This window comes from Deinococcus cellulosilyticus NBRC 106333 = KACC 11606 (genome assembly GCF_007990775.1).
GTDB lineage: Bacteria > Deinococcota > Deinococci > Deinococcales > Deinococcaceae > Deinococcus_C > Deinococcus_C cellulosilyticus.
Genome location: NZ_BJXB01000031.1, coordinates 38,918 through 60,557 on the forward strand (window position 1 = coordinate 38,918; position 21,640 = coordinate 60,557).

The window sequence follows — 21,640 nt, forward strand, 5'->3', positions numbered from 1 at the left end:
CGACAATGATACGGGAGCTGTCTCCACTGGCACTGTCCGAGAAAACACCATGAGCTCAGTGATGGAGGGTTGCAAAGGGATTCATACGCTCCTTGGTGTAGAAAGAGGGTGCGGAATCAAAACACCCGGCTGGAACCTCGACATTCCAGCCGAAGAATCGTCTATCTGCTTGCATAAACCGCAAAATAGACAGATCAACATTTCCCTCAGGGCTACCCTCGGGGTTCGCAGTCATCAGGGTTTTAGAGGCAAAGCCCCTTCCCGACGCTGTTCTTCATCCACTTGCCTGACCCTCCCGCTGGGTGATGCTGGCAATCCAGCGTCCATCTTTGTGCGTCAGGCTGCCGGTTCCTTTTCTGCGTCTGCTCATGGATTCACTCACTTTCTGCCTTTCACAGGCAGAAAAAGTACGCTGGGAGACAGCAAACCCTGAGGTGTTAAACTGGGTTCATGCAGCTTCCGATTGGCATTCAGGACTTCCAGAAACTCCGGGAGGGGGGTTATGTGTATGTGGACAAGACCATGCACATGATGCCTTTCGTTCAGGGGGGATATTATTTTTTCTCCCGTCCCAGACGCTTTGGAAAGTCCCTGACGTTGACCACCCTCAAAGCTATTTTTGAAGGTCAGAAGCACCTCTTTGAAGGCTTATGGATTCACGACCAGCATGATTTTGAGCCACGTCCTGTTCTGCACCTGAATTTCTCGGGGATCGACTCCAGAAGTCTGCCGCTCGCCACAGGCATCCTCAAACACTTGCAAAGGGAGGCAGGGAAGCAGGGTTTGACCCTGGACCTGAGCAGCCCCAGTGAAGCATTTCAGGACCTGGTGCTGCAGTTGTCCAGAAACGGCAAAGTGGTGCTCCTGATCGATGAGTACGACAAACCCCTGGTGGATTTCCTGGACGATCCACAAAGACTGAAGGACCATCAGAATCTGCTCAAAAGCATGTATGGGACCATCAAAGGGCTAGACGAACACTTGCATCTGGTGATCCTGACGGGGGTTTCCAGGTTTGGCAAACTGAGCCTGTTCAGTGATCTCAACAATCTGTATGACGCAACACTCGATCCCAGATTTGCAGAACTGTGTGGCTACACCCGCGAAGAACTCCAAGGGAAATTTGCGGACCAGCATGGTCGGGCTCAGGAACACTTGAAGATGGAGCCTGCTCCTTACTGGGAGATGGTCAGGCGCTGGTACAACGGGTATTCCTGGGATGGGCAGTGCAAGGTGTATTGCCCCTTTAGCATGTTGGTCTTTTTGCAAAACCCTGGATTCAAGGGCCACTGGTATGAAACCGGAACCCCGACCTTCCTGCTCAAACTGGTCCGGCAAGAGGCCTACACTCCGTTTGAATTTGAAGACTTCACGGCTCCAGGATCGGTGTTGACCACAGCAAGCATTGACCAGATGAGTCCCATCGGTTTGATGTTTCAGACGGGCTATCTGACCATCAAAAGCATTGAACACACCGCTGGAGGGACACTTTACGACCTGACGTATCCCAATGAGGAAGTGCGGCAGGCTTTCAGCCAGGGGCTGCTTAATGAGTACATCCAGAGACCCCAGTACAGTGAAATTCTGGGGGTCAGGTTGCAGGCGGCTCTGGAGAAACAGAACTGGGAGGCCTTCTTTGCCCAGGTGAACACCACCCTGGCCGGGGTGCCGTATGAGATTTTCCCCAGGAAAGAAGCTTTTTTCAATTCCCTGATGCACCTGATGCTGATGTCGACGGGCCTGCCCACCCTGAGTCAGGTGCAAACCAGCAAGGGGCGAATGGACACGGTGATTGAACTTGAGAAGCAAGTGTTCATTTTTGAATTCAAACTGGACGGCACCGCTCAGGAAGCCCTGGAACAGATCAAAGGGGCTGGATACGGAGAAAAGTACCTGGGCAAACGGGTGGTGATGGTGGGGGTCAATTTCGATTCTGCCAGCAAAACGGTGTCTGAGTGGGTGGCTGAGCCTTTGATTCCAGGTTCCTGAGCCCTCCTGCTGAACCAGAAGTTCCATCAAAATACCCTCTGGTCGGCTGAAACTCATGCCACAGCTGGGAAGTCCATCGACTGAAGGTCGGCTGGGACTGCTGGAGGTCTGTCGGCTGTGAACAAAGGAAGAAGCTCTCTTGACGCGAGGAGAGCTTCTTCCTTTGTTCACTTAATATTCCATATCACTTCAATGAACTCCGAGATCACACCTCTAATGCTTTCGGCCAAATCACTACTTTCTCTGCGTATATAATCAACATCTTCAGGTAAGTCAGTGATCATGACTGTATATATCTCATACTCTCTACCGCCATCCCATTTTATGAATGCCGTGTATCCCTCTTGTCGTATTAGATCAAATATCTTCAAGTAATCTATAAGCTCATTATTTGAGTCTGCAAAATAGTACTTACGCTGCTCTACAGCGTCTAAAATGCCTTGATAGGTCTTCATGCTCACTTAGAATCCTCTCAGTCTGGCAGCTCTTTCCTTAACATCTTTAAGCTTGCCCTCAGCAATTTCAAACATGACCTTCTTCATAATATCATCAGGGACCCCGGTAGTGATACCATGTCTCTCCTGTAAAAGCTTGACATTGGCTGATGCTGTTTGTTTCCATGATCAAACATATGTCCACCCGCCACCGAACGTACGATGGCTGCTGTTTGCTCCCAGAATCCATCGTATCGTTCTGCTGCACCGATTGCAGCCTCTGCAACAGCACTGTATTCTCGCTTTCCACCAAATTGCTTGTTCAAATCTCTAATTTCGTCTGCTGTAATCTTTATTCTCGGACCGGAGTTATGCAACAACCAACCCTGGGTCCTGATAAAGAAGGTATGAGCCTCTTCGACCTCCAGATTGTACATGGTGCGGGTTTCAGCAATGGTGTTGACATACCGGACCTCACCCAAGGTGCCATCTGCCTGTTTGAGTTTGTCCCCCACTTTCAGGTGTCCTGCGCCAACCCACTTGTCGCTCAGGTCCGGGTGGCCTTCGGGCTTGGGTCTGGGTTCACTGTCTGAACGCTCCGTGACGTAGAAGGGGTGTGCGTACCAGAACCCAGCAGCAAACACCTTTGTGCCAGAAACACTGTGTAAGAGACAATTACCTCAGAAAACACCTGATGGCCTCCACTGTCCTTTGAGGGTCAGACAGGAAAAAATAATGGTGGGTCTGTGACCATTCAAGCACCTGCCCTTCCTTGCATTGGGTCTTGAACTGCTGGATGGAGGCTTGTTGCCAGGGCACCATCACCTCAGACCGAAAAGCAACCTGCTGCTGGGAAGCATCATCTTCTGTAGGGTGATCCTCTGGAAACAGGGCATAAATCGCCAGAGCAGGGCACTGGATTCCAGTGTAATCTGGCTGATGCTGGTCTGTCGCTGGCAGGAGGCTGGAGGCCAGAGGCCTCAGGTGCAGCCGTCCCTCTGTTTCCAGCAGCATGTTCTGCAGGTCGGCTTCGAGGGCGTGAGTCCAGAAGCCGTATTGCTGCTGGGCATTGTGACGAAACTCTTCTGGCGTGTGGGGCTGTGGGGAAGCCTGTCCTGACTGCAAGGGGTCCTTGCGGATGCGATCCAGAACCCCACTCCGATCATAAGCAGCATCCAGATAGATCAGGGCTCGAAAGCGCCAGGGCTGCAGGGTTGCAGCGAGGGTCATTTCATTGCCAGCGATGGAGTGTCCCACCAGCACCACATCTGTGAGGTTCAGGTGGTCCAGGAAGGTCAAAACATCCGAGGCCAGTGTCTGTGGGCTATAATCTCCATCTGTGGGCGCATCCGACCGACCATGCCCTCTGCGGCTGAAAGCAAAGCAATGAAAGTTGCTGGAGAACGCAGGAATGATGTCCTGGAAAACAAACGGCGTGTGGCCCATTCCTGTGAGCCACACCATAGGCAGTCCAGCAGGGGACCATTCCAGATGTTGAAGGTTCAGACCATTGATGTGGTTTGTTCCCAAGTGAGGATTCTGCATTTGGTTCAATCCTTTCCAGATGCCTGTGAACATCTGGGAGTCCCTGGGCTGTTCAAAACAGCATCTGCAATGACCTGCTGCACGATCTCCTTCAAGAGGGTGATGGCTGCACTGGGATTCGGGTCCACCTGATACAGGGCCAGTGGAACCGTGCGGAGCTCAGGGAGTGTTCCATCTTGCATCACCTGCACGGTGGAAGGAAGGCCCAGAGGGGTGCGGATGGTGACCCCCAGGCCAGCAGACACCGCAGCATAAAGTCCTGAAAGGCTCGGGCTGGTGAAAGCCACTCTCCAGGGCACCTTTGCAGCGTCCAGATGGGTTGTTCCTTCCGTGCGAAAAAGGCAGGGGGCTTCAAAGGCTGCCAGGGGCAGCGGGTCAGCGGGTTGAAAGGCCAGCGATCTGTTGTGCGCAGGCCCAATCCAGACCATGGGCATTTCGGCAAGTCTACACATGTGCTGTGGGGCACTTCCATCGTCCCACAGCAGGGCGAGGTCCAGCTGTCCAGCATCCACAGCTTCCCGGAGAACCCGGTTGCGGGCCACCCGCACCTCAATGCGGATTTTCGGGTGGCTGCGTACAAAGCGACCCAGCACTTCAGGCAAGATCCCCTCTGCGAAATCCTCCTGCATACCCAGTCGCACCTGACCATCAAGGTTCAGGCCGCGCAGTCTGGTGACGGTCTCATCGTTGAGGTCCAGCAACCTGCGGGCCTGCACCAGCAGAACCTCTCCTGCTTCGGTGAGGGACAGGCCCCGGCCAGACTTCTGAAAAATGACCGTCCCAGTTTGTTGTTCCAGTTTTCTGAGCTGGCTGCTGATGGCAGAGGGGGACCGGGAGAGGTGCTCTGCAGCCTTGCCGTAACTGCCCAGGTCCACCCCGGTCACGAAGGTTCTCAGCACGTCCAGATCCAGGTTCACATGCTTGCGTGGCATGCTTCGATTTTATCAAAGTGTTGCTTCAAAAAGTTCTAATGGACAGAAGGGTTGGGCAGGACTACACTTCTTCCACAGGAGGTGACAGCCATGCCCTTTGTTCGCCTTTCCTTGCATCAGGGAAAGAGTCCATTGTTTCTGCAGACCCTCGCAGACACCGTGCACCAGACACTGGTGGATGCTTTTGAGGTGCCCCCAGACGACCGTTTTCAGGTGATCCACGAGGTTCCCACGGGCCTGCTTTTTTTCAGCCCGGACTACCTGGGCATCCGGCGCAGCCCGAACTTTCTGCTGGTCGAGATCACCGCTGGACGCTCCAGGAGCACCCTCACCAAAACACGCCTGTACCAGACCCTGGCCTCAAGGCTTTCAGAAAAACTGCACATCAGGCCAGAGGACATCATGGTGGTGGTGCTGCACAACACCGCCGAAGACTGGTCTTTTGGATGTGGTGAAGCCCAGATGCTCAGGACACATCCAGGAAACAGTTTGATGGAAAGGGAGGCACAACATGCACCTGATGCACTATGACATCCGGTTGCCTGAGGATTTCGACATGACTGCCATCCGTGAACGGGTCCGCACCCGGGGGCATGCACTGGACAGGCTCCCAGGACTGGGCTTCAAGGCCTACCTGATGCGGGAAGCCGGAGTTGCAGGGTCGACGGTCAACAGTTATTCTCCTTTTTACCTGTGGACTTCCGGGCAGGCGATGCAGAATTTTCTGCTCGGTCCCGGATTTGCTGGCCTGTCCCGGGACTTTGGTCGGCCTGCAGTGGAACGCTGGATGGGCCTGCAGTTCTGTGCAGGACCGGCTTCTCAAACACCCCGGTGGGCCACACTGCACAGGACTGTCCTGGCCTCTGATGCAGACCTCATGCAGGAACAACAGGAGGCTTCAAAACGCCTGGAATCTCTGTCCCGCCATGCCCATCTGCATGGGGGTGTGCTCGGTCTTGATCCGCACCGCTGGGAAAGGGTTGAGTTCCTGCTGTGGGCAGGAAAACCCGAAGCCGTGCAGGCGGCACGGTTTGAGGTGCTTCACCTGTCCAGACCTGAGTGGGGTCTCCTGAACGCTGGCAGGTGAAGGGGGGTTTGAGGAATTTGTAAGGTCCCAGAACATATAAAGGAGACAGTTCACTCTGACCCTCTGTCTGCCGTTTTCTCTCTGTCTGGAGGCCACATGGAACCCCATCAAAGCATCGCCATTCTGCTGGATTACCTGGGTGCAGAAATGGGCACGTACATTGGTGGATACCAGGGCAGCATTTTCAGTGGGATCAGAAAAGAACTCGCCCGAAGAGGTGTCCCCTGGGTCACCTATGTGGGACATGCCGTGCATGATGTGAACCAGAATTCTGCTTACCGCAAGGCCAACGACCTGTACCGCCTGATTGATCCCTCCCGGCACGCTGGCATGATCGTCCTCACTCCAGCCATCGGGACCCACCTGTCTGATGCAGAGTTCCTGGATTTTCTGGAACCGTACCATCCACTTCCCATCGTGGGCATTGGCCGGAAGCTTCCTGGCATCCCCACCGTGCTGGTCGACAACACCCTGGGGATGCAGGACCTGATGGAACACCTGATTGTCACACGCCATTTCCGACGGTTTGTGTTCATGCGGGGCATTGCCCAGCACCACGATGCACAGGTGCGGGAGCAGGTCTTCCGGGCCGCCCTGAAACGGCACAGTCTGGACATCCTGGAAGAGCACTTTCTCACCGGAGATTTCCACAGTGCCCGTGCGTACACCGCCATGCGTGAATTTCTGTTGCAGCGCCGGGACTTTGAGGTGGTGGTCTGTGCCAACGACGAGATGGCGTTCGGGGTGATGCAGGCTTTGCAGGACCACGGACTGCGGGTGCCCACCCAGGTTGCCGTGGTCGGCTTTGATGACATTGCAGAAGCGCAGGTGCGCATTCCTCCCCTCACCACCATTCGCCAGCCTTTGCAGGAGCTGGGGGTGGAGGCGGTGAACCTTCTGCTGGAAGGGCAGGGGCGTGAAGAGGTGTTTCTGGGCAGTCAGCTGGTGGTCCGGCAGTCCTGCGGCACCCTGCCTGGTCTGGAAGACATGTCCACCCTCCCCCTGACCCGGGAGAATCGGCTGTACCAGAGCCTGCTGGACACGGTGCGCCAGCCTGAATGCAAAGGCGGGTTTACAGCCCACTGGTATGAATTGCTGCTGGAAACCGTGAACCTGGGTGATCCACTGGACCCCTTGCAGCAGCAACTGATGGAACTGCAGTTGCAGGCCCAGCAGAACCTCTCCCCTGCCCTGTGGCCAGAACTGACCCGCACCCTGCTGGAAGGACACAGGCTGCTGTACGAGATCCAGAAGGTGGCCCAGTCGAGGTCGTATTTCAGTTACACCATGACCATGATCCACCAGATGCGGCTTGATGCGGAACTGCTCTCCTATCAGGATCTGCCTTCACTGCTCGGGGGCCTGAAACGCTATCTGGACTGGCTGGAGGTGGAACGTTACGTGCTGGTGCTGTATGACACCTTCGGTCCTGAGCCTTCAGCCACCGCCCATGTGGCCCTGTGCTCAGAAGCGCATCCTACAGAACCCTCCTCCTTCCCCACCCGACAGCTGGTCCCGGACAGCATGCAGGACACTTTGCATCAGGACACCTGGTTCGCCATGCCCCTTTTCATCAACGATGAGCACTACGGCCTCTTGCTGACCGGGAAACACACCAAATTCAATCTGGATGGGGACATGCCCCGTTACCTGATCAGCCGTGCCCTCAGTCAGGTGGTGAAGGTGCAGGCCCAGAGCCGTTACACCGAGAGCCTGGAACAGCAGGTGAAGGAACGCACCCATGAATTGCAGCAGGAGGTGAAGGAACGCACCCGTGCCGAAAAAGCCCTGAGGGTCGCCAACCAGGAGTTGCAACGCAGTGTGCTGCTTGATGGCCTCACAGGCATCTTCAACCGCACAGCCTTCAATGACCACCTGAAGCGCATGTGGAAAAGTCACCTGGACTCCAGTCAGCCCCTGTCCCTGATCCTGTGCGATGTGGACTTCTTCAAGAAATACAACGACCTGTATGGTCACCTGCAGGGGGACAGTTGCCTGAAGCAGGTGGCAAAGGCAATTGAGCGGTGTGCCCGCAACCGGGAGGACATGGCCGCCCGTTATGGTGGTGAGGAGTTCGCCCTGATCCTTCCAGAGACCGATCTCGCAGGAGGCATGCGCGTTGCTGAACGCCTGCAACAGGAGCTGAATGCACTTGCCCTGCCCCATGCGGCTTCTGAGGTGTCTTCACAGATCACGGTCAGCATGGGGCTTGCAAACCTCATTCCTGAGCACGGCACCTCACCCAACCTGCTCATCCAGCAGGCAGACCTGGCCCTTTACGAAGCCAAGCACCTGGGGCGCAACAGGGTGGTGCACAGGTCCAGCGAAACCCAGGAAATCATGAACTGAAAAAGCAGGCAGAGGACCTCTGCCTGCTTCTGAAAGTTGTGGGCTCAGAATCCGCTGACGTTCAGGCGACCACCGGTGACGGTCTTCCCGGCCAGAGAGGGGGTGGGCACAGCCGAGGACAGAATGGCGTCCTTGATCTGCCGTGCCGTGGCTCCAGCGTGGGTGCTGGCATAGAGTGCAGCAGCGCCAGAGACGTGTGGGGTTGCCATGGAGGTGCCGCTGTAGGAGGCGTAGGAATTGGTGGGCACAGAAGAGTTGATCGCCACTCCGGGAGCCCCAATGTCCACGGTTCTCGCACCGTAATTGGAGAAGCCTCCCAGGCCTCCCGTGCTGTTGATGGCGGCCACAGCGATCACGCAGTCCCACCCTCTGGAGCCTCCATTGGTGCACTCGTAATTGGAGGGGTAGTTGGTCACGGTGTCGTTGTTGTCTCCGACCTGGTCGTTGCCTCCGTTGCCTGCTGCGGCAATGAAGAGGATGCCTGCGTCCCCTGCCCGGTTGATGGCGTCCAGGAGGCCCTGTGAGAACCCGCCGCCCCCCCAGGAGTTGCTGGTCGCAACGATGTTCAGCCCGTGGCGTTTTTTCAGGTCGGTGAAGTAATCCACGGCCTTGATGGCGTTGGCGGTGGTGCCCCCTCTGCCCCCAAGGAACTTCCCTGAGATCATGGTGACGTTCCAGCTCACCCCGGCGACCCCCTGTCCGTTGCCGCCAATGCCGCCGATGGTTCCGGCAACATGGGTGCCGTGGTCGTCGGTCCCTGCACGTTTGGTGCCGTCGTAAACCGTCCGGTCACCGTTGGCGAAATCCCAGCCGTGGGTGTCGTCGACGTAGCCGTTGCCATCGTTGTCCACACCATCCACAGGATCAAAAGGGTTGGTCCAGATGTTGGCAGCAAGATCAGGGTGGGTGACCTGGATGCCCTCGTCAATCACCCCGATGAACACGCTTTTTGATCCGGTGTGTCCTGCAGCCCAGGCCTCTGCAGCCTGACTGCCGAATGCGTTGCCGGGAGTGCTGCCATCTCCGTACATGCCCCACAGATTGTTTCCGGTGAAGTAGGGATCATTGGAGGTGGCCTCATGGGTGTAAATCCAGTTGGGTTCGGCGAACATCACCCCGGGCTGGGATTTCAGTTCCTGAATGACGGCTTTCACGTCTTTGCCATTGTTGATCTTCAGGAGTTTGAGGTGCTTGCCGTTCTTGCTGGACACGGTTTCTTTTCTGGACAGTCCACGGTTCTTCTCAATGGCCTGCTCCTGCGTGTCCGTTGTGCCACTGTACTGCACCAGCACCTCGTCGGGCACGTAATTCTGGGTGCTCTGGGCCTGGGGCAGCACCTGTTCGGTCACCTGTGAGGTGGGGTTCTGCTGGCTGCAGGCGGCCATGAGGGCAGTGAGGGTGAGGGCAGCAAGGGAGACTTTGAGGTTTCTGGACATGAGCAACTCCTGAAAGGTTTTTCTGAAACGACTGTCTGGAACAGGTTCCAGCATGAAGGCCTGGCAATGGGAAACCAACCTGCCGGTGCAGGATTTCTGTGCTGGGTGGCTTTTTTGAAGTTGATCAAATTTAACAAAGGAAGCTGACGGAATCATGAAAAATTGCTCTAGGTCCAGAGCAGCATAGACATTTTGTTGTCCAGCAACACCTTTCAGCTGGAAGGCTGTCAGGGTAGGGGTTTTCCCTCTTTCTTTCTGAAAAACGACAAAAAAGGAACAGGGTTTTGAAACCCTGTTCCTGTGCCTGAACCTTTACTGCCGGACTTTGGAACCCTCATTTTGCTGCTCTTTGCGTCGCTTCAGCACCCACCGGACAATGAAGACCACCATGAGGCCCAGGATCACGTAACTGGCAGGCTTCAGGTAGGTTTCCACAGCCTTGTAGTTTTCACCCAGCAGGCTTCCCACATAGGCCAGCACCAGAGACCAGAGACCCGTACCCAGTGCGGTGAAGAGCATGAACAGCATCAGGGGCATTTCGCTGATTCCGGCAGGAATGGAGATCAGAGAGCGGATGCCCGGGACCAGACGGAGCAGAAAGACCGATTTCTTGCCGTGTTTGTCAAACCAGTCATCGGCCTTCTTGATGTCGTCGCCAGACAGGGTGAGCCATTTCCCGTGTTTGTCTGCCCAGCGGGTCAGGCGTTTTTCACCCACCAGACGGCCAATGAAGTACAGGGGAAGGGCACCCAGCACAGAGCCTGCAGTTCCTGCAAGCACCACGCCCAGGAACGTCAGGTCCCCTCTGGCTGCAGCGAATCCCGCCATCGGCATGATCAGTTCCGAGGGCAGGGGCGGAAAGACGTTTTCCAGAAACATCAGGAGCACAATGCCCAGATAGCCCATGCTGTTCATCAGGTTTTCAATCCACTCAAACATGCTGCGCATGCTAGCACCCGATGAAAAGCTGCGCTGTAGGGATTGTTCCAGCCTGTGGTCGGTTCGGATTGACCGGTTCAGCTATCTGGACCTTGAAGCCACCAGCGCATCTGTCCCATCCATGATGCGCCGAAGTCCAAAGTGCAGGGCATGCTGGGGATCAAACGCCGCCCCATACGCTTCTCCTGCGGCCTGACCCACCCGCGAAGCAGTGGGGAAACGTCTGGCATCCATGACTTTTTCCAGCAGGGGCGCACTCTGGGTCCACCACTCGGTGTCGGTCATGCCACTCTCCTGATGTGCACGGGCCTGATTCACTGCAATGCGGGCACTGCCCTCCACATGGGTGAGGATCAGGGTCAGCACGGCGTCCATTTCCACATCCGTGAGGCCAATTCCGTCCAGTGGTCTGAGTTCAGCCTCGTACTTGAGGGTGGCGTTGGGGCCCAGCACCGGACGTGCTCCAGGGAGGTCCAGCAACCAGGGATGCTTGTGGTACAGGTCCCAGTTTCTGATTGCCACAAAGGCAAGGGCATTGCGCCACCCTCCTGTTTGCCTGGCAGGTTCGTCTGCATCAACGTAGAGTTCACCATAAACGGTGTCGATCATGAGCTCGGTCAGTTCGGGTTTGCCGGACACATGGGTGTAGAGGGACATGGTGCCCACTTTGAGGTGCTCGGCCACGCGCCGCATGGAGAGGGCATTCAGGCCTTCCTGGTCTGCCACAGCAATGGCTGCACCCACGATGGTTTTGACATTCAGGCCCGAGCGGCCTGTTTTAGGGTGGGCCCCCCACAACAGGGCCAGGGTGCGTGCAGGATCGAAAGATGACGGTGCCTCGGCCATACTTGACTTTAGCACAAATCTAACGTACAGTGTACGGTACGTTGTACGGATTGGTGGTGGAGCTCTGCCAGAAACCTGCAGCGGTCTTGTTCTGCCCCCAGAAAGAACAAACACATCGCCCTCTCCCCTTTCAGGAGGACCCATGAAGATCACCCGTTCTGCCCTTTCTCTGAACGTGCCCGACCCTGCCCTTTCTGCCCGGTTCGTGCAGCAACACTTTGGCTTTCAGCCAGAAATGAACTTTGATTTCATGGTCTCCCTGGCCCGCCCGGATGTGGATTTCCACCTGATCTACCTGCAGACAGGCCTTTCCAGCTTCAAACCCACCAGCCATGCAGACAGCGCAGGACAGGGACTTCTGGTCGCTTTCGTGGTGGATGACATCGACGACCAGTACACCAGACTCCAGAATGAAGGGGCACCCATCGTCACCCCCATCGAAACAGAAGAATGGGGAGAACGGTACTTCCAGACGCAGGACCCCAACGGCATCATCTATCAGCTGGTTCAGTGGGTGACCGAACCACCCAGTCCACAGCAGGCCTGATCCTCTACTCCTCCTGTGGCTGGGACTGCAACCACAGGAGGTACTGCATTCCAGAGAAAATCACACAGGTCTGCTCTTCCTTTTCGCGGTTCTGGTCATGGATCGTTTCGATCATGCGTTTGCCATGCCAGCGACCACAGTAAGGGCAGGTGTTGATGTAGCGGTGCCTCGGTCCGGTGCCCTGGTTGGGGCTCAGACGGAGCAGACGATGAAACTGTGAGGCCTGCGGAATGAAGCGGGAGGTGTCGAAGAACACCACGGCCCGTTTGCACTGCACACAGCGCGTCGCGGTGAACACCCCCTCCACCTGATGCTCCATGCGAACCCCCTGTTCCTGCATGTACCTGCGCACAAAGCGGAACACCTTCCCGTAGCGCACCTCAAGCTCCTGGGCCTGCTTTTCGGTCAGGCGTCTGGCCTGCAGCTGGTGCTGGAGTTCAGCAGGGATGTCAGGGGGGGTCTGTTCTGGTTTCTCTGGCATGTGTTATCCTCGGGGACGTTTTTTGCGGCCCTCCTGGTGCTGCTTGATCAGGTCACTGGCCTGCTGGTAAGTGAGTGCGTCCAGCGATGTGCCTTCGGGCAGGGGTGCAAAGTGCCTGCCACTGGCAAGGTACATGCCCCTTTCATTGCGCCTGACCTGAATCTTTCCCCGTCCACTTTTCAGTTCTTTCAGCACGGCATTTTCGCTGGAAGCGGCTTCTGCAAGTTGCAGGGCTTTTTCGAGGGTCAGGTGTGGGACTGCACTGGAGTGCACTTTCAGCTTGCGGAATTCCTCTCCGACTTTCAGGTAGGGACCATACTTTCCCACCCCGAGTGAAACCTCCTGCCCTTCATGGGTGCCCAGCACCCGTCTCTGGGAGGTGGCTGCTGGAGCTGCAATCGTCACGGTCTCCCCCGATCCCAGCAGTTCCAGCGCTTTCTCGGGGGTCAGGTCGTCGGGTTTGAGGGTGTCAGGAATTTTCACAGCTTTCCCGGACCCGCTGAGCAGGGGAATGCCTTCCTGAATGCGCACCCGCAGACCGGCTTCCTTCAGGATTTCAGGGGTGAAGTCGATGTCTGCTGGAGGCTGCCTGCGGTAGGTTTCCAGTTCAACAGCAAGCCCGCCCGCCTCAAAATAGAACTGGTTCAGGTAGTCCAGACGGGTGCGTTTCCCCTCTGCAATGTCATCCAGTTGCTTTTCCATTTCTGCGGTAAAGGCGTAGTCCAGAAAACGCGGGAATTTCTCGGTCAGGAATTTGACCACCGCCACCCCGAGCCAGGTGGCATGCAGGGTGTTTTTGGTGCGCTGGATGTACCCTCTGGACTCAATGTTGGTGAGGATCGCTGCGTAGGTGGAGGGCCGGCCAATCCCGGCCTTCTCCAGCGTCTGCACCAGTCGGGGTTCGGTGTAACGGGCAGGCGGCTGGGTTTTGTTGTTTTTTACAGTGGTCTTCTTGACCTTGACCGCATCCCCGATCTGCATGGGAGGAAGTTTTTCCCCTTCCTCCTCCTGCTCGTCTTTACCTTCCACATACAGGGTGCGAAACCCCAGTTCATCGTAGGTTTTGCCGCTTGCCGTGAACAGGTGGTCTTCGAGGTTGAGGGTGAGGACGCGCTGCCTTCCCTGCGCATCGATGGCCTGACTGGCCAGGGTACGCTTGTAGATCAGTTCGTAAAGGCGGTATTCATCGTCAGAGAGGTCTTTTTTCGCCTGTTGCAAAGTCTTGAAGACCTTGCCAGAGGGCCGGATGGCCTCGTGGGCCTCCTGCGCATTCTGGTTCTTGCTGGCGTACACCCTTGGGTTTGCTGGAAGCAGCCTGGGATCGTAATGCTGGGCCACGGCAGCCCGTGCCCCCTGGGTGCCCTCATCTGAAAGGGAGGGGGAATCCGTGCGCATGTAGGTGATGTAACCCGCCTCATAGAGCTTCTGGGCCACATCCATGCTCTTTTTCACCGAGAAGCCCAGTTTGCGGGACGCCTCCTGCTGCATGCTGGAGGTGATGAAGGGTGCTGGGGGTTTCTGGGTGAAAGGCTTCTCCTCGTCTTTCTGCAAGAGGAGGGGATGCTTTTTGAGCTGCGCCGCCACCGCATCGGCCTCTTCCTTGCTGAGGGGGTAGGCCCCTTCTTTCAGTTTGCCTTTGCTGTCAAAGTCCTTGCCCGTGGCCACCCTCTGGTTGTGGTGGTGGGTCAGACGGGCTGTGAAACCGTGCTCGGTGAGGGCATCCAGCGAGATGAAGGCCGTGGGTACAAACTGGATGCGTTCCAGTTCCCGCTCGACCACCATGCGCAGGGCCACGCTCTGCACCCGACCCGCGCTCAGCCGGGGCCCCATTTTCCACAGGAGGGGACTGATCTCGTAACCATACAGGCGGTCCACACAGCGGCGGCTTTCCTGTGCAGCCACCAGACTGAGGTCCAACGGTCTGAGGTTCTGCAGGGCCTGCTGGATGGCGCTCTGGGTGATCTCATAAAAAACCATGCGGTGCACGGGCACGGTGGGTTTGAGGATCTGCAGGAGGTGCCAGGAGATGGCCTCCCCTTCCCGGTCCGCGTCGGTGGCGAGTAAAATTTCCGTGGCTTTTCTGGAAAGCTCCAGCAGTTTCTGGATCTGGGCCGATTTGCTGCTGCTTCGCACGTAGTAAGGCCGGAATTTGTTATGCACGTCAATGCCCAGATTGGCCCAGGCCTCTGTGCGGTATTTTTCGGGCAGGTCGTCTTTTTTGGCAGGCAGGTCCCGCACATGTCCAAAACTGGCCGCGACCACATAGCCGTTTCCCAGGTAACTGCCGATCTTCTTGATTTTTCCGGGAGACTCCACAATCACGAGTTTCATTTCGGGGTCCTTCCTGGGTGCTGCAGGGCACACCTGATGGCTCAATTGTACTATATACAGATCTACTTGCCATTGTTTTGTTAATAGCATAATACCGTTGAAGGATTCTGGATTCCAGACGGACACTCAGGCAACAAAAAAGCCCTCACCCGAAAGTGAGGGCACAAGTGTCAACAGATCAAAGAGGGGAAGAAGTGACGCCGCTCTCCCTCACGGTGTAAACCTTGGACCCCAGCTGATGGGAAACGGTGTACTGGAAAGACCCGCTGGTGACCGCTGCACCCGCGATCTTCAGGCCCGGATACTCGCAGTCATAGGTTCCGTATTTCTCATTGCGTGCCCGGTCTCCGTAGAACGTCTGAACCGTGGGGTAACCGCTGGTGGTGGGGTGCTCCAGTTTCCACAGTTCTGCAGCATTCTTCAGGTTCCACGCACAATTGCTGGACGGGTGATCATAATGCCAAGACTGTGCAAACGGAGCAGGAGGGTATATTCCCGTTTGAGACAGGTTAAAAGTGGTCGCTCCCTGCACATGCTTCACAGTGTACTGGTAAGAGGTGTGGGCAGGAACAGCAGCACCACCCAGCACCAGAGTGGAATTCTGGCAGGCTCTTGCCTGATACATCCAGGATGTGTTGCCATCGGCATAAAAGTAAGAAACTGCTGGATAACCCTCGTTGAAGCCGTAATCCACTTCCCAGGTCCTGATCGCCTGGTTAAGTCTCTGAACACAACTGTAGGCAATTTCATCTGGGGTGATGGCCCGTGGACGGGGACTGATTCCCTCTTCAGTCAAGGTATAGGTGGTGCTTCCAAGCCGATGTTTCACGGTGTAGGTGTAGGTTCCACTGGTCACGGCATTTCCGGTGATGGTCAGATCCGGGTTGTTGCATGGACCTGTGGAGAATCTTTCAGCCTTGATGCTGTCTCCATACAGCTCTGATGCTGCAGGATACCCGGGACCGCCCACATCGATAGACCAGATTGTAGCCCCCATTTGCAAAGCGGTGGCACAATTGGCTGCTTTGAAATTGAAAGAAAAGGGATTGGGCTCAATTCCGCTGGTGCTCGCAGTGTAGGTGGTGTTCCCCTGCACGTGCTTCACGGTGTACAGAAAGGACCCGCTGGGAACGGCGTCTCCGGTGATCACCAGGTTGCTGGTGTTGCACACCCCGGTGGTGTACTCGGAGGCTTTCTGGCTGTCGCCATAAAGTGCAGAAGCGGCAGGATACCCGGGACCTCCAAAATCGATCTGCCAGATTTGTGTGGCCGTGATCAGCCGCTCTGCACAGGAAACAGCCAGACGGTTGGGTTCGGTGTAAATGGGGTTGGGTTCAACATCTGCCCAGTAACAGCGGGTGGCGTCGTTGGCCCGGGTGATGGAACTCTGGCAGTGGTTGCGTGCAGCAGGGGGGTTCACTTCCCGCACGTTGCTGTACACCAGATCCGGGGTCAGTTTTGCCTTGAAGTCTGCCAGGGGGTTGGCGGATGGGGAAGCCCCACTGGCAACGGTGCTGGCGGGGTAATCCACATTGACAAAGGTGCGGGTGGCATCAGACCAGCCATACAGGGTGGTGGTTCCGCAGTTGAATTCCACGGCCGTCTCAGGGCGGCCCGAGATGCCAGGATCATTGGTCACCACACGGAATTTCTGGAAGAACACCCCCACCACCGGGCGGCCTGTGAGGGGGTCCAGAGGGCAGTCTGCCGTGAGGGTCAGGGTGTGGGAACCTCCTGGAGGCACCACCTGTGAGAGGCCTCCATTGCTGACACTCAGGTCACTCATGCGGTCCCAGTCGTAGGTGAGAGGCTGTGACCCGGTGTTCTTCAACACCAGGGTGGCTGCGGTTTTGACTGGAGGCACCAGGGAGTCCCGACTGGTGATGGTGCGAACCTTCACCTGGTTGAGCACAGGACCAGAAAGTTTGGCGGTTTTCAGACTCGCCACACCCTGGGTTGCAGCAGGCATGATGTGATCCACCATGGTCTGGCTGCGGTACACGCTTGCCGTCTTGCTGACGCAGTTCAGGGCATTGCTGCCTGAGGGCATGCCAATGCCCCAGTCTGCCATGCGCCTGACCTCCACAGGAAGCGATGGGTTGTTGTTTGCATCGACGGTCACTTTCCCGATCAACTGGTCCATCACCATCAGGTTCAGCAGGTGATCCTTGCGGCCATCCAGCCAGGTGTAGAATCCACTGCTGCCTGCTGCCAGCGTGGTTCCACTGGTGGCATCATAAGGCGCTGCATAATACAGTTCGTTACGGAAACGCACCCGATGGTCGACGTCTGGGGCATCTGTGAAGCCCCGCAGGGGCACACTCAGGTACACTGGGGTGCCACTGTCCGTCAGGGAAGTCACTTTCACCACAAGGTCCTGGTAGGGCATGGCCACCTTGAACCATTTCTTTGGCAGGTTGCCCTGCCCCTGGTAGTTGGCCAGCACCATTTCATCGCGGTAGGTGACATTGCGCTTCAGATAGGCTTCCAGCTTGACGATTTCACCTGGACTGAACCGGCGGGTCGACAACGCCTTCATCGAGGCTCCAGCAACAATGGTGCCACTGGCCACTCCACCCGTGATGCTGCGGTAATTGTTTGATTCATTCTGCACCCGCAATTCCCAGGTTTTCAGGTCATTGCGGTAGACCAGCCCCTGAAAAGCCGTGGCATTGACATACACTGCTGTGGCAGCTCCGCCATCTTCAGGCATTCCCGAAAGGGTCAGGGTTGGACGGTAGAAGTAGCTGTAATACAGCGGGGCAGCCACCGTTTTGGAACCGGCACTGTTGGCCGAGTAAGGCTCGAGGTGAAGGTCTGTGCTCTGGGGCAGGGCAAGGGTAAAACTGTGATAGTTGTAGGGTGCAGCCCCGTCGTTGACGTAAAAGTTCTGGGACCATCCTGATCCCGTTGACGTGTATGCACTGCAGGAAGGAGGCACTCCCAGCTCTTCAAAATCAGGAGCGGGATCTGGACTGGTGGATGAAACAGGGGCCTGCAACATTCCACATGATGCGAGAAGAGCAACGGAAAGCAACCCAAGTGTTTTTTTCAGATGATACATTTGATACCTCAAAGAACAATGGCATGGGACCAAGAAACTCCTGACAACAAAACCCTTACAATAAGAACCTCCATGTCAATTCTACCTGTTTTGCTTTTAAACAACACCACAGCCCCTGCATCACACGCAGCCTGAGTGATGTCAGTCGTGAAAAACCACAGATGATCCTGCACCTGCAACTCAAAAAAGGGCCGAAGGATTTGCAGGGTCCTTCAGCCCTTAAAAACGCAAAATCAAAAACGCAGGGTTCAGGTGCCCGTAAAAAATGCCTGGGCCTGGACAGTGATGCTTTGCAATTGTGGAGCAGGTTTGCCCAGAAAATACCCCTGCACGTAATCCGCACCCAGTTCTGAGGCCAGTTGCAATTCCTGCAGGGTCTCAATGCCTTCTGCAATCACCTCGACCCCCAGGTCATGGGCGTAGCGGATCAGTGCAGACACCAGTTGCACCCGTGGATCATCCGGGGTGATTTCCCGGATCAGGGTGCGGTCCAGTTTCACAATGTCGGGCTTCAGAACCTCCAGATACGACAGGCTGGTGTACCCGCCACCCAGGTCATCCAGGGCCACTCTTGCCCCTTCTGCACGGTAACGGTCCAGAATGGATTTCAGCAGGGTGAGGTCCGGGAAGTGCTCAGACTCCACCACCTCGAAAACCAGACGCCCCAGGTCTGCGCCTGTGCGCTGGCACGCCTGAAAGGTGCTGTTTAAACAGACGGCAGGATCATACACCACGCTGGGCAGAAAATTGATGAACAGAGAGGCCGATTCGGGCAGGTGCGGATAGACCTGTTCAATGGCTGCAGTGCGTGCCCTGGCGTCGAAAGCCCGGATCTGCCCGTGGGCCAGTGCAGCTTCCAGAAGTGGACCCGCACCATAAAACGCCTCTGGCGGAGCACTGCGCACCAGGGCTTCGTATCCGGCCAGTTCGCCTCCATTCAGACGGACAATGGGCTGGGCATGAAACAGCAGGTGCTCCATGGCACCCTGGAACCATCCGGTTTTCAGGCGGGTGATCCAGATGCCCAGACTGGCTGCCTCCCAGATGTTCATCTGGTCTCCATATTGTGGGGCCACCCGCAGGTCTCCCTGCTCGGTCAGGGTCAGGTTCTGGTGCAGGCCTTCCAGTTTCTGCAGGTCTGACACGCCCACCACCAGGTGCCCATTGGGGTTTTCAGCCGTCAGGGACAGGCGCTGAAACTGGCGCAGCAGGCTGTGCATCACATGCCTTGAAGGGGAATAGAACACCAGACGATCAGGTCGGGGTGTGGGCGTCACTTCGGTACACTGGCAGTCATTCAGCATGTTTGTGGCCTCAGGAACAGAGTGTATCCATTACAACCTGACAGAACCCTGCAATCCGTACCATTTGTGTCATTTGGGGCCTGAATCCCATGGACCTTCATCTTTGAAATTCCCCTAGAGCATTCAGACACATTTCAGGTGAACCTGTTAAGATTCTGTCATGAACGCTTGATGAGTCAGTTCAACGGTTCTTCATTTTCAAGGCAGCACCCCACTGAAGCACCACCCATCCACACCCATTGCAACCCATGTTTAACTGATCGGTTTCCCCCACCACCTCCCATTGGTCAAAGCACTCACCCGGCACCCAGAGCTTTTTTCTGTGTCCCACTGGCAGTGTTGCATTGCAAACCCATATGGCACCCATCGTTTCCGGTGGGTGCTTTATTGATTTGCCTGACTGGTCTGCTGCAACAACTCCAGGAAGGTTCTGGCCGCACGGGACAGCAACTCTGGTGCGGTGCCCACCACACGGAGGTCCCGGGTCAGTCCTGGAAGGGACAGGGGAAGCTGGACCAGATGCCCGGATTGCACCTCCCTTTGCACCGTCCACTCTGACAAAAAGGCTGCACCAAGGCCCTGCATGACCGCTTCCTTGACGGCTTCCGTGCCAGCAAGTTCGAGCACATCTTTCACCTCGATGCCTGCTTGCAACAGTGCGGAACGGGCCGCCTCACGGGTTCCTGACCCCACCTCACGCCAGATCACCGGAAGGCCCTGCAGGTCTGCTTTCTGAACCTCAGGCTTTCTGGCAAGAGGGTGCTGGGCAGAGGCCACCAGCACCAGACGGTCCTGCTGGAACACAGAGGCGTGCAGGTCTGTGGGCAATTCCGGCAGGTGACCTTCCATCAGGGCGAGTTCACAGCCAGATCGCAACAGCAGGTCCAGCACCTGACGGGTGTTGCCCTGCGTCACCTGAAAGCGCACTTGCGGGTACATGGTGTGGTATCTGGACAGCACCACCGGAAGAATGGTTGCTGCAATGGTCAGGCTGGCCGCCACCTGCAGGGTACCGTATTCCAGTTGGCGCACCTCCTCCAGATAACGGGACACCCCATCCAGAGCACGCTGGACCTGGTGGGCATGGGGAAGCAGGTGTTCCCCTGCAGGGGTCAGGGAGACGCCGTAACGGTGTCTGCGAAACAGGGGCTCTCCCACCCGTTCCGTGAGCAGTTTCAACTGGCTGGACACCGCAGGCTGGGTGAGATTCAACTGGCTGGCTGCCAGGCTCAGGTTGCCGAGTTCAGCGACTTTTAAGAAGGTGATCAGCTGATCAGGGTTGAGGTTCATCCTCTAGATATACATTTTTTTGATAACTGTATAAAGATTTGCGATTTGAGTTGATATCTGATTTCCCGTACCCTGCTGGAATGATTGCTCGCCTGCCCCACTTTCCACATCTGATTTCTGCCCTGCAGCGATTCACTCCAGATGTTTTTGCGATCTGCATGGGAACCGGCATGCTGTCTTTGTTGCTTCCTCATCTTCCTGGTGGGCAGCAACTGGGCCAGGTGCTCTGGGTCTTCAATGGCCTGCTGTTTCTGGTTCTGACTGCCTTGTGGATGCTGCAAATGGTGCTGGAGCCTGCAAGCTTCCAGAACATGCTCCGGCATCCCGTGCAGAGCCTCTTTGTGGGCACATACCCGATGGCCCTTGCCACCATCGTGAATGGACTGCTCACTTATGGATTTCAGATGTGGGGCATGGCAGCAATCCACTGGGCCACCGTGCTGTGGGGGGTGGATGTGGCCCTTTCCCTGCTGTCTGGACTTCTTCTTCCTTATCTGATGTTCAGCAGGCAGGAACAGCCCCTCTCCCAGATGACAGCCCTGTGGCTTGTCCCCATCGTTCCAGCAGAAGTGGCAGGGGTCAGTGCTGCCCAGTTGATTCCCCATGTGCATGAGGCACTTGCAGGGGGCCTCTTCGTGGCTGGATACCTGCTGTGGGCCTGCTCTGTGCCTCTGGCCTTCATGGTCCTGACTGTGTTGCTGCTGCGCCTGACCCAGCACCACCTGCCTTCCCGGGAACGCACCATCAGCATGTTCCTGCCTGTGGGACCTCTGGCAACTGGAGCCCAGGGGCTGTTGCAAATGGGAGAAGTGGCCCCCGGCGTCCTGAAAAATCTGTCCCTGATCGAGTTTGCTCCGGTCTTTCAAGGCGTCGGGATGCTGGGAGGGATCACCCTGTGGGGAACGGCGTTATGGTGGTTGTTGCTGGCGGTCGCCCTCACCCTGAGAACCCTGAAGCAGGGTTTGCCCTTCAATCTGGGGTGGTGGGGACTGACGTTCCCACTTGGGGTTTTTGTTGCAACAGCGTTCTCTCTTGAGGAAGCCACACACCTGAAGGGTTTCTCTCT

18 protein-coding genes are annotated in these 21,640 nt (G+C 56.5%); 6 read left to right on the top strand and 12 right to left on the bottom strand.

Going from position 1 to position 21,640, the window contains the following annotated elements; all coding sequences use genetic code 11:
* The first annotated feature begins 450 nt into the window (after positions 1–450).
* Positions 451–1,989, top strand: coding sequence for a PD-(D/E)XK nuclease domain-containing ATP-binding protein (locus tag DC3_RS24155; protein WP_146889543.1), 1,539 nt, complete (start codon positions 451–453; stop codon positions 1,987–1,989).
* A 167-nt stretch (positions 1,990–2,156) separates the two neighbouring features.
* On the opposite strand, the gene DC3_RS24160 is transcribed toward DC3_RS24155, so the two are convergent.
* The 4 genes from DC3_RS24160 to DC3_RS24175 all read right to left on the bottom strand — a co-directional run bounded on the left by DC3_RS24160 (position 2,157) and on the right by DC3_RS24175 (position 4,900).
* Positions 2,157–2,444 (bottom strand): hypothetical protein, encoded by a 288-nt coding sequence (locus tag DC3_RS24160; protein ID WP_146889546.1) that lies wholly within the window; start codon positions 2,442–2,444, stop codon positions 2,157–2,159.
* Positions 2,445–2,527: 83 nt separating this feature from the next.
* Positions 2,528–3,067, bottom strand: a complete 540-nt coding sequence (locus tag DC3_RS24165; protein WP_146889549.1) for a polymorphic toxin-type HINT domain-containing protein — start codon at positions 3,065–3,067, stop codon at positions 2,528–2,530.
* Between the two features lie 31 nt (positions 3,068–3,098).
* Positions 3,099–3,953: an alpha/beta fold hydrolase gene (locus DC3_RS24170; RefSeq protein WP_186816230.1), complete on the bottom strand. Its 855-nt coding sequence runs from the start codon at positions 3,951–3,953 to the stop codon at positions 3,099–3,101.
* 20 nt (positions 3,954–3,973) lie between these two features.
* Complete coding sequence (locus tag DC3_RS24175; RefSeq protein ID WP_146889555.1) at positions 3,974–4,900, bottom strand: LysR substrate-binding domain-containing protein; 927 nt, start codon at positions 4,898–4,900, stop codon at positions 3,974–3,976.
* Between the two features lie 90 nt (positions 4,901–4,990).
* On the opposite strand from DC3_RS24175, the gene DC3_RS24180 reads away from it, so the two are divergent.
* The 3 genes from DC3_RS24180 (at position 4,991) to DC3_RS24190 (ending at position 8,336) form a co-directional block, all read left to right on the top strand.
* Positions 4,991–5,431 (top strand): tautomerase family protein, encoded by a 441-nt coding sequence (locus DC3_RS24180; RefSeq protein ID WP_146889558.1) that lies wholly within the window; start codon positions 4,991–4,993, stop codon positions 5,429–5,431.
* A complete protein-coding gene (locus DC3_RS24185) occupies positions 5,412–5,987 on the top strand; it encodes a DUF4865 family protein (protein WP_146889561.1) in 576 nt (191 codons plus the stop codon). Before DC3_RS24180 ends, DC3_RS24185 begins: the two co-directional genes overlap by 20 nt.
* Positions 5,988–6,083: 96 nt before the next feature.
* The gene (locus DC3_RS24190) at positions 6,084–8,336 is read left to right on the top strand and encodes a diguanylate cyclase domain-containing protein (RefSeq protein ID WP_146889564.1); all 2,253 of its coding nucleotides are present in this window, start codon (positions 6,084–6,086) and stop codon (positions 8,334–8,336) included.
* A 44-nt stretch (positions 8,337–8,380) separates the two neighbouring features.
* Here the strand turns inward: DC3_RS24190 and DC3_RS24195 are convergent, their stop codons facing one another.
* From DC3_RS24195 to DC3_RS24205, 3 genes are all read right to left on the bottom strand, one after another.
* Positions 8,381–9,772, bottom strand: a complete 1,392-nt coding sequence (locus tag DC3_RS24195; RefSeq protein ID WP_146889567.1) for a S8 family peptidase — start codon at positions 9,770–9,772, stop codon at positions 8,381–8,383.
* Between the two features lie 312 nt (positions 9,773–10,084).
* Positions 10,085–10,711 (bottom strand): DedA family protein, encoded by a 627-nt coding sequence (locus tag DC3_RS24200; protein WP_146889570.1) that lies wholly within the window; start codon positions 10,709–10,711, stop codon positions 10,085–10,087.
* Between the two features lie 81 nt (positions 10,712–10,792).
* The gene (locus DC3_RS24205; protein ID WP_146889574.1) at positions 10,793–11,557 is read right to left on the bottom strand and encodes a TetR/AcrR family transcriptional regulator C-terminal domain-containing protein; all 765 of its coding nucleotides are present in this window, start codon (positions 11,555–11,557) and stop codon (positions 10,793–10,795) included.
* Between the two features lie 142 nt (positions 11,558–11,699).
* Between DC3_RS24205 and DC3_RS24210 the strand changes: the two genes are divergently transcribed.
* Positions 11,700–12,104, top strand: a complete 405-nt coding sequence (locus DC3_RS24210; protein ID WP_146889577.1) for a VOC family protein — start codon at positions 11,700–11,702, stop codon at positions 12,102–12,104.
* 4 nt (positions 12,105–12,108) lie between these two features.
* On the opposite strand, the gene DC3_RS24215 is transcribed toward DC3_RS24210, so the two are convergent.
* The 5 genes from DC3_RS24215 to DC3_RS24235 all read right to left on the bottom strand — a co-directional run bounded on the left by DC3_RS24215 (position 12,109) and on the right by DC3_RS24235 (position 20,574).
* Positions 12,109–12,585: a hypothetical protein gene (locus DC3_RS24215; protein WP_146889580.1), complete on the bottom strand. Its 477-nt coding sequence runs from the start codon at positions 12,583–12,585 to the stop codon at positions 12,109–12,111.
* A gap of 3 nt (positions 12,586–12,588) precedes the next feature.
* Positions 12,589–14,916, bottom strand: coding sequence for a type I DNA topoisomerase (topA, locus tag DC3_RS24220; protein WP_186816231.1), 2,328 nt, complete (start codon positions 14,914–14,916; stop codon positions 12,589–12,591).
* Positions 14,917–15,094: 178 nt separating this feature from the next.
* On the bottom strand, positions 15,095–17,920 hold the full coding sequence (locus DC3_RS24225) for a hypothetical protein (RefSeq protein WP_146889586.1): 2,826 nt from the start codon (positions 17,918–17,920) through the stop codon (positions 15,095–15,097).
* Between the two features lie 308 nt (positions 17,921–18,228).
* Positions 18,229–19,284, bottom strand: a complete 1,056-nt coding sequence (locus tag DC3_RS24230; RefSeq protein WP_246130800.1) for an EAL domain-containing protein — start codon at positions 19,282–19,284, stop codon at positions 18,229–18,231.
* Positions 19,285–19,668: 384 nt separating this feature from the next.
* Positions 19,669–20,574, bottom strand: a complete 906-nt coding sequence (locus tag DC3_RS24235; protein WP_146889589.1) for a LysR substrate-binding domain-containing protein — start codon at positions 20,572–20,574, stop codon at positions 19,669–19,671.
* Between the two features lie 80 nt (positions 20,575–20,654).
* Between DC3_RS24235 and DC3_RS24240 the strand changes: the two genes are divergently transcribed.
* On the top strand, positions 20,655–21,640 hold a 986-nt coding region (locus DC3_RS24240; RefSeq protein WP_146889592.1), incomplete at its 3' end, for an SLAC1 family transporter.

Excerpts from the sequence above, each read along its gene's own strand:
- DC3_RS24180 (WP_146889558.1), top strand. The coding sequence starts at position 4,991 with ATGCCCTTTGTTCGCCTTTCCTTGCATCAGGGAAAGAGTCCATTGTTT.
- DC3_RS24155 (WP_146889543.1), top strand. The coding sequence starts at position 451 with ATGCAGCTTCCGATTGGCATTCAGGACTTCCAGAAACTCCGGGAGGGG.
- topA (WP_186816231.1), bottom strand. The coding sequence starts at position 14,916 with ATGAAACTCGTGATTGTGGAGTCTCCCGGAAAAATCAAGAAGATCGGC.
- DC3_RS24235 (WP_146889589.1), bottom strand. The coding sequence starts at position 20,574 with ATGAACCTCAACCCTGATCAGCTGATCACCTTCTTAAAAGTCGCTGAA.
- DC3_RS24160 (WP_146889546.1), bottom strand. The coding sequence starts at position 2,444 with ATGAAGACCTATCAAGGCATTTTAGACGCTGTAGAGCAGCGTAAGTAC.
- DC3_RS24210 (WP_146889577.1), top strand. The coding sequence starts at position 11,700 with ATGAAGATCACCCGTTCTGCCCTTTCTCTGAACGTGCCCGACCCTGCC.
- DC3_RS24185 (WP_146889561.1), top strand. The coding sequence starts at position 5,412 with ATGCACCTGATGCACTATGACATCCGGTTGCCTGAGGATTTCGACATG.
- DC3_RS24195 (WP_146889567.1), bottom strand. The coding sequence starts at position 9,772 with ATGTCCAGAAACCTCAAAGTCTCCCTTGCTGCCCTCACCCTCACTGCC.
- DC3_RS24230 (WP_246130800.1), bottom strand. The coding sequence starts at position 19,284 with ATGCTGAATGACTGCCAGTGTACCGAAGTGACGCCCACACCCCGACCT.
- DC3_RS24225 (WP_146889586.1), bottom strand. The coding sequence starts at position 17,920 with ATGTTGCAGGCCCCTGTTTCATCCACCAGTCCAGATCCCGCTCCTGAT.
- DC3_RS24205 (WP_146889574.1), bottom strand. The coding sequence starts at position 11,557 with ATGGCCGAGGCACCGTCATCTTTCGATCCTGCACGCACCCTGGCCCTG.
- DC3_RS24200 (WP_146889570.1), bottom strand. The coding sequence starts at position 10,711 with ATGTTTGAGTGGATTGAAAACCTGATGAACAGCATGGGCTATCTGGGC.
- DC3_RS24190 (WP_146889564.1), top strand. The coding sequence starts at position 6,084 with ATGGAACCCCATCAAAGCATCGCCATTCTGCTGGATTACCTGGGTGCA.
- DC3_RS24215 (WP_146889580.1), bottom strand. The coding sequence starts at position 12,585 with ATGCCAGAGAAACCAGAACAGACCCCCCCTGACATCCCTGCTGAACTC.
- DC3_RS24175 (WP_146889555.1), bottom strand. The coding sequence starts at position 4,900 with ATGCCACGCAAGCATGTGAACCTGGATCTGGACGTGCTGAGAACCTTC.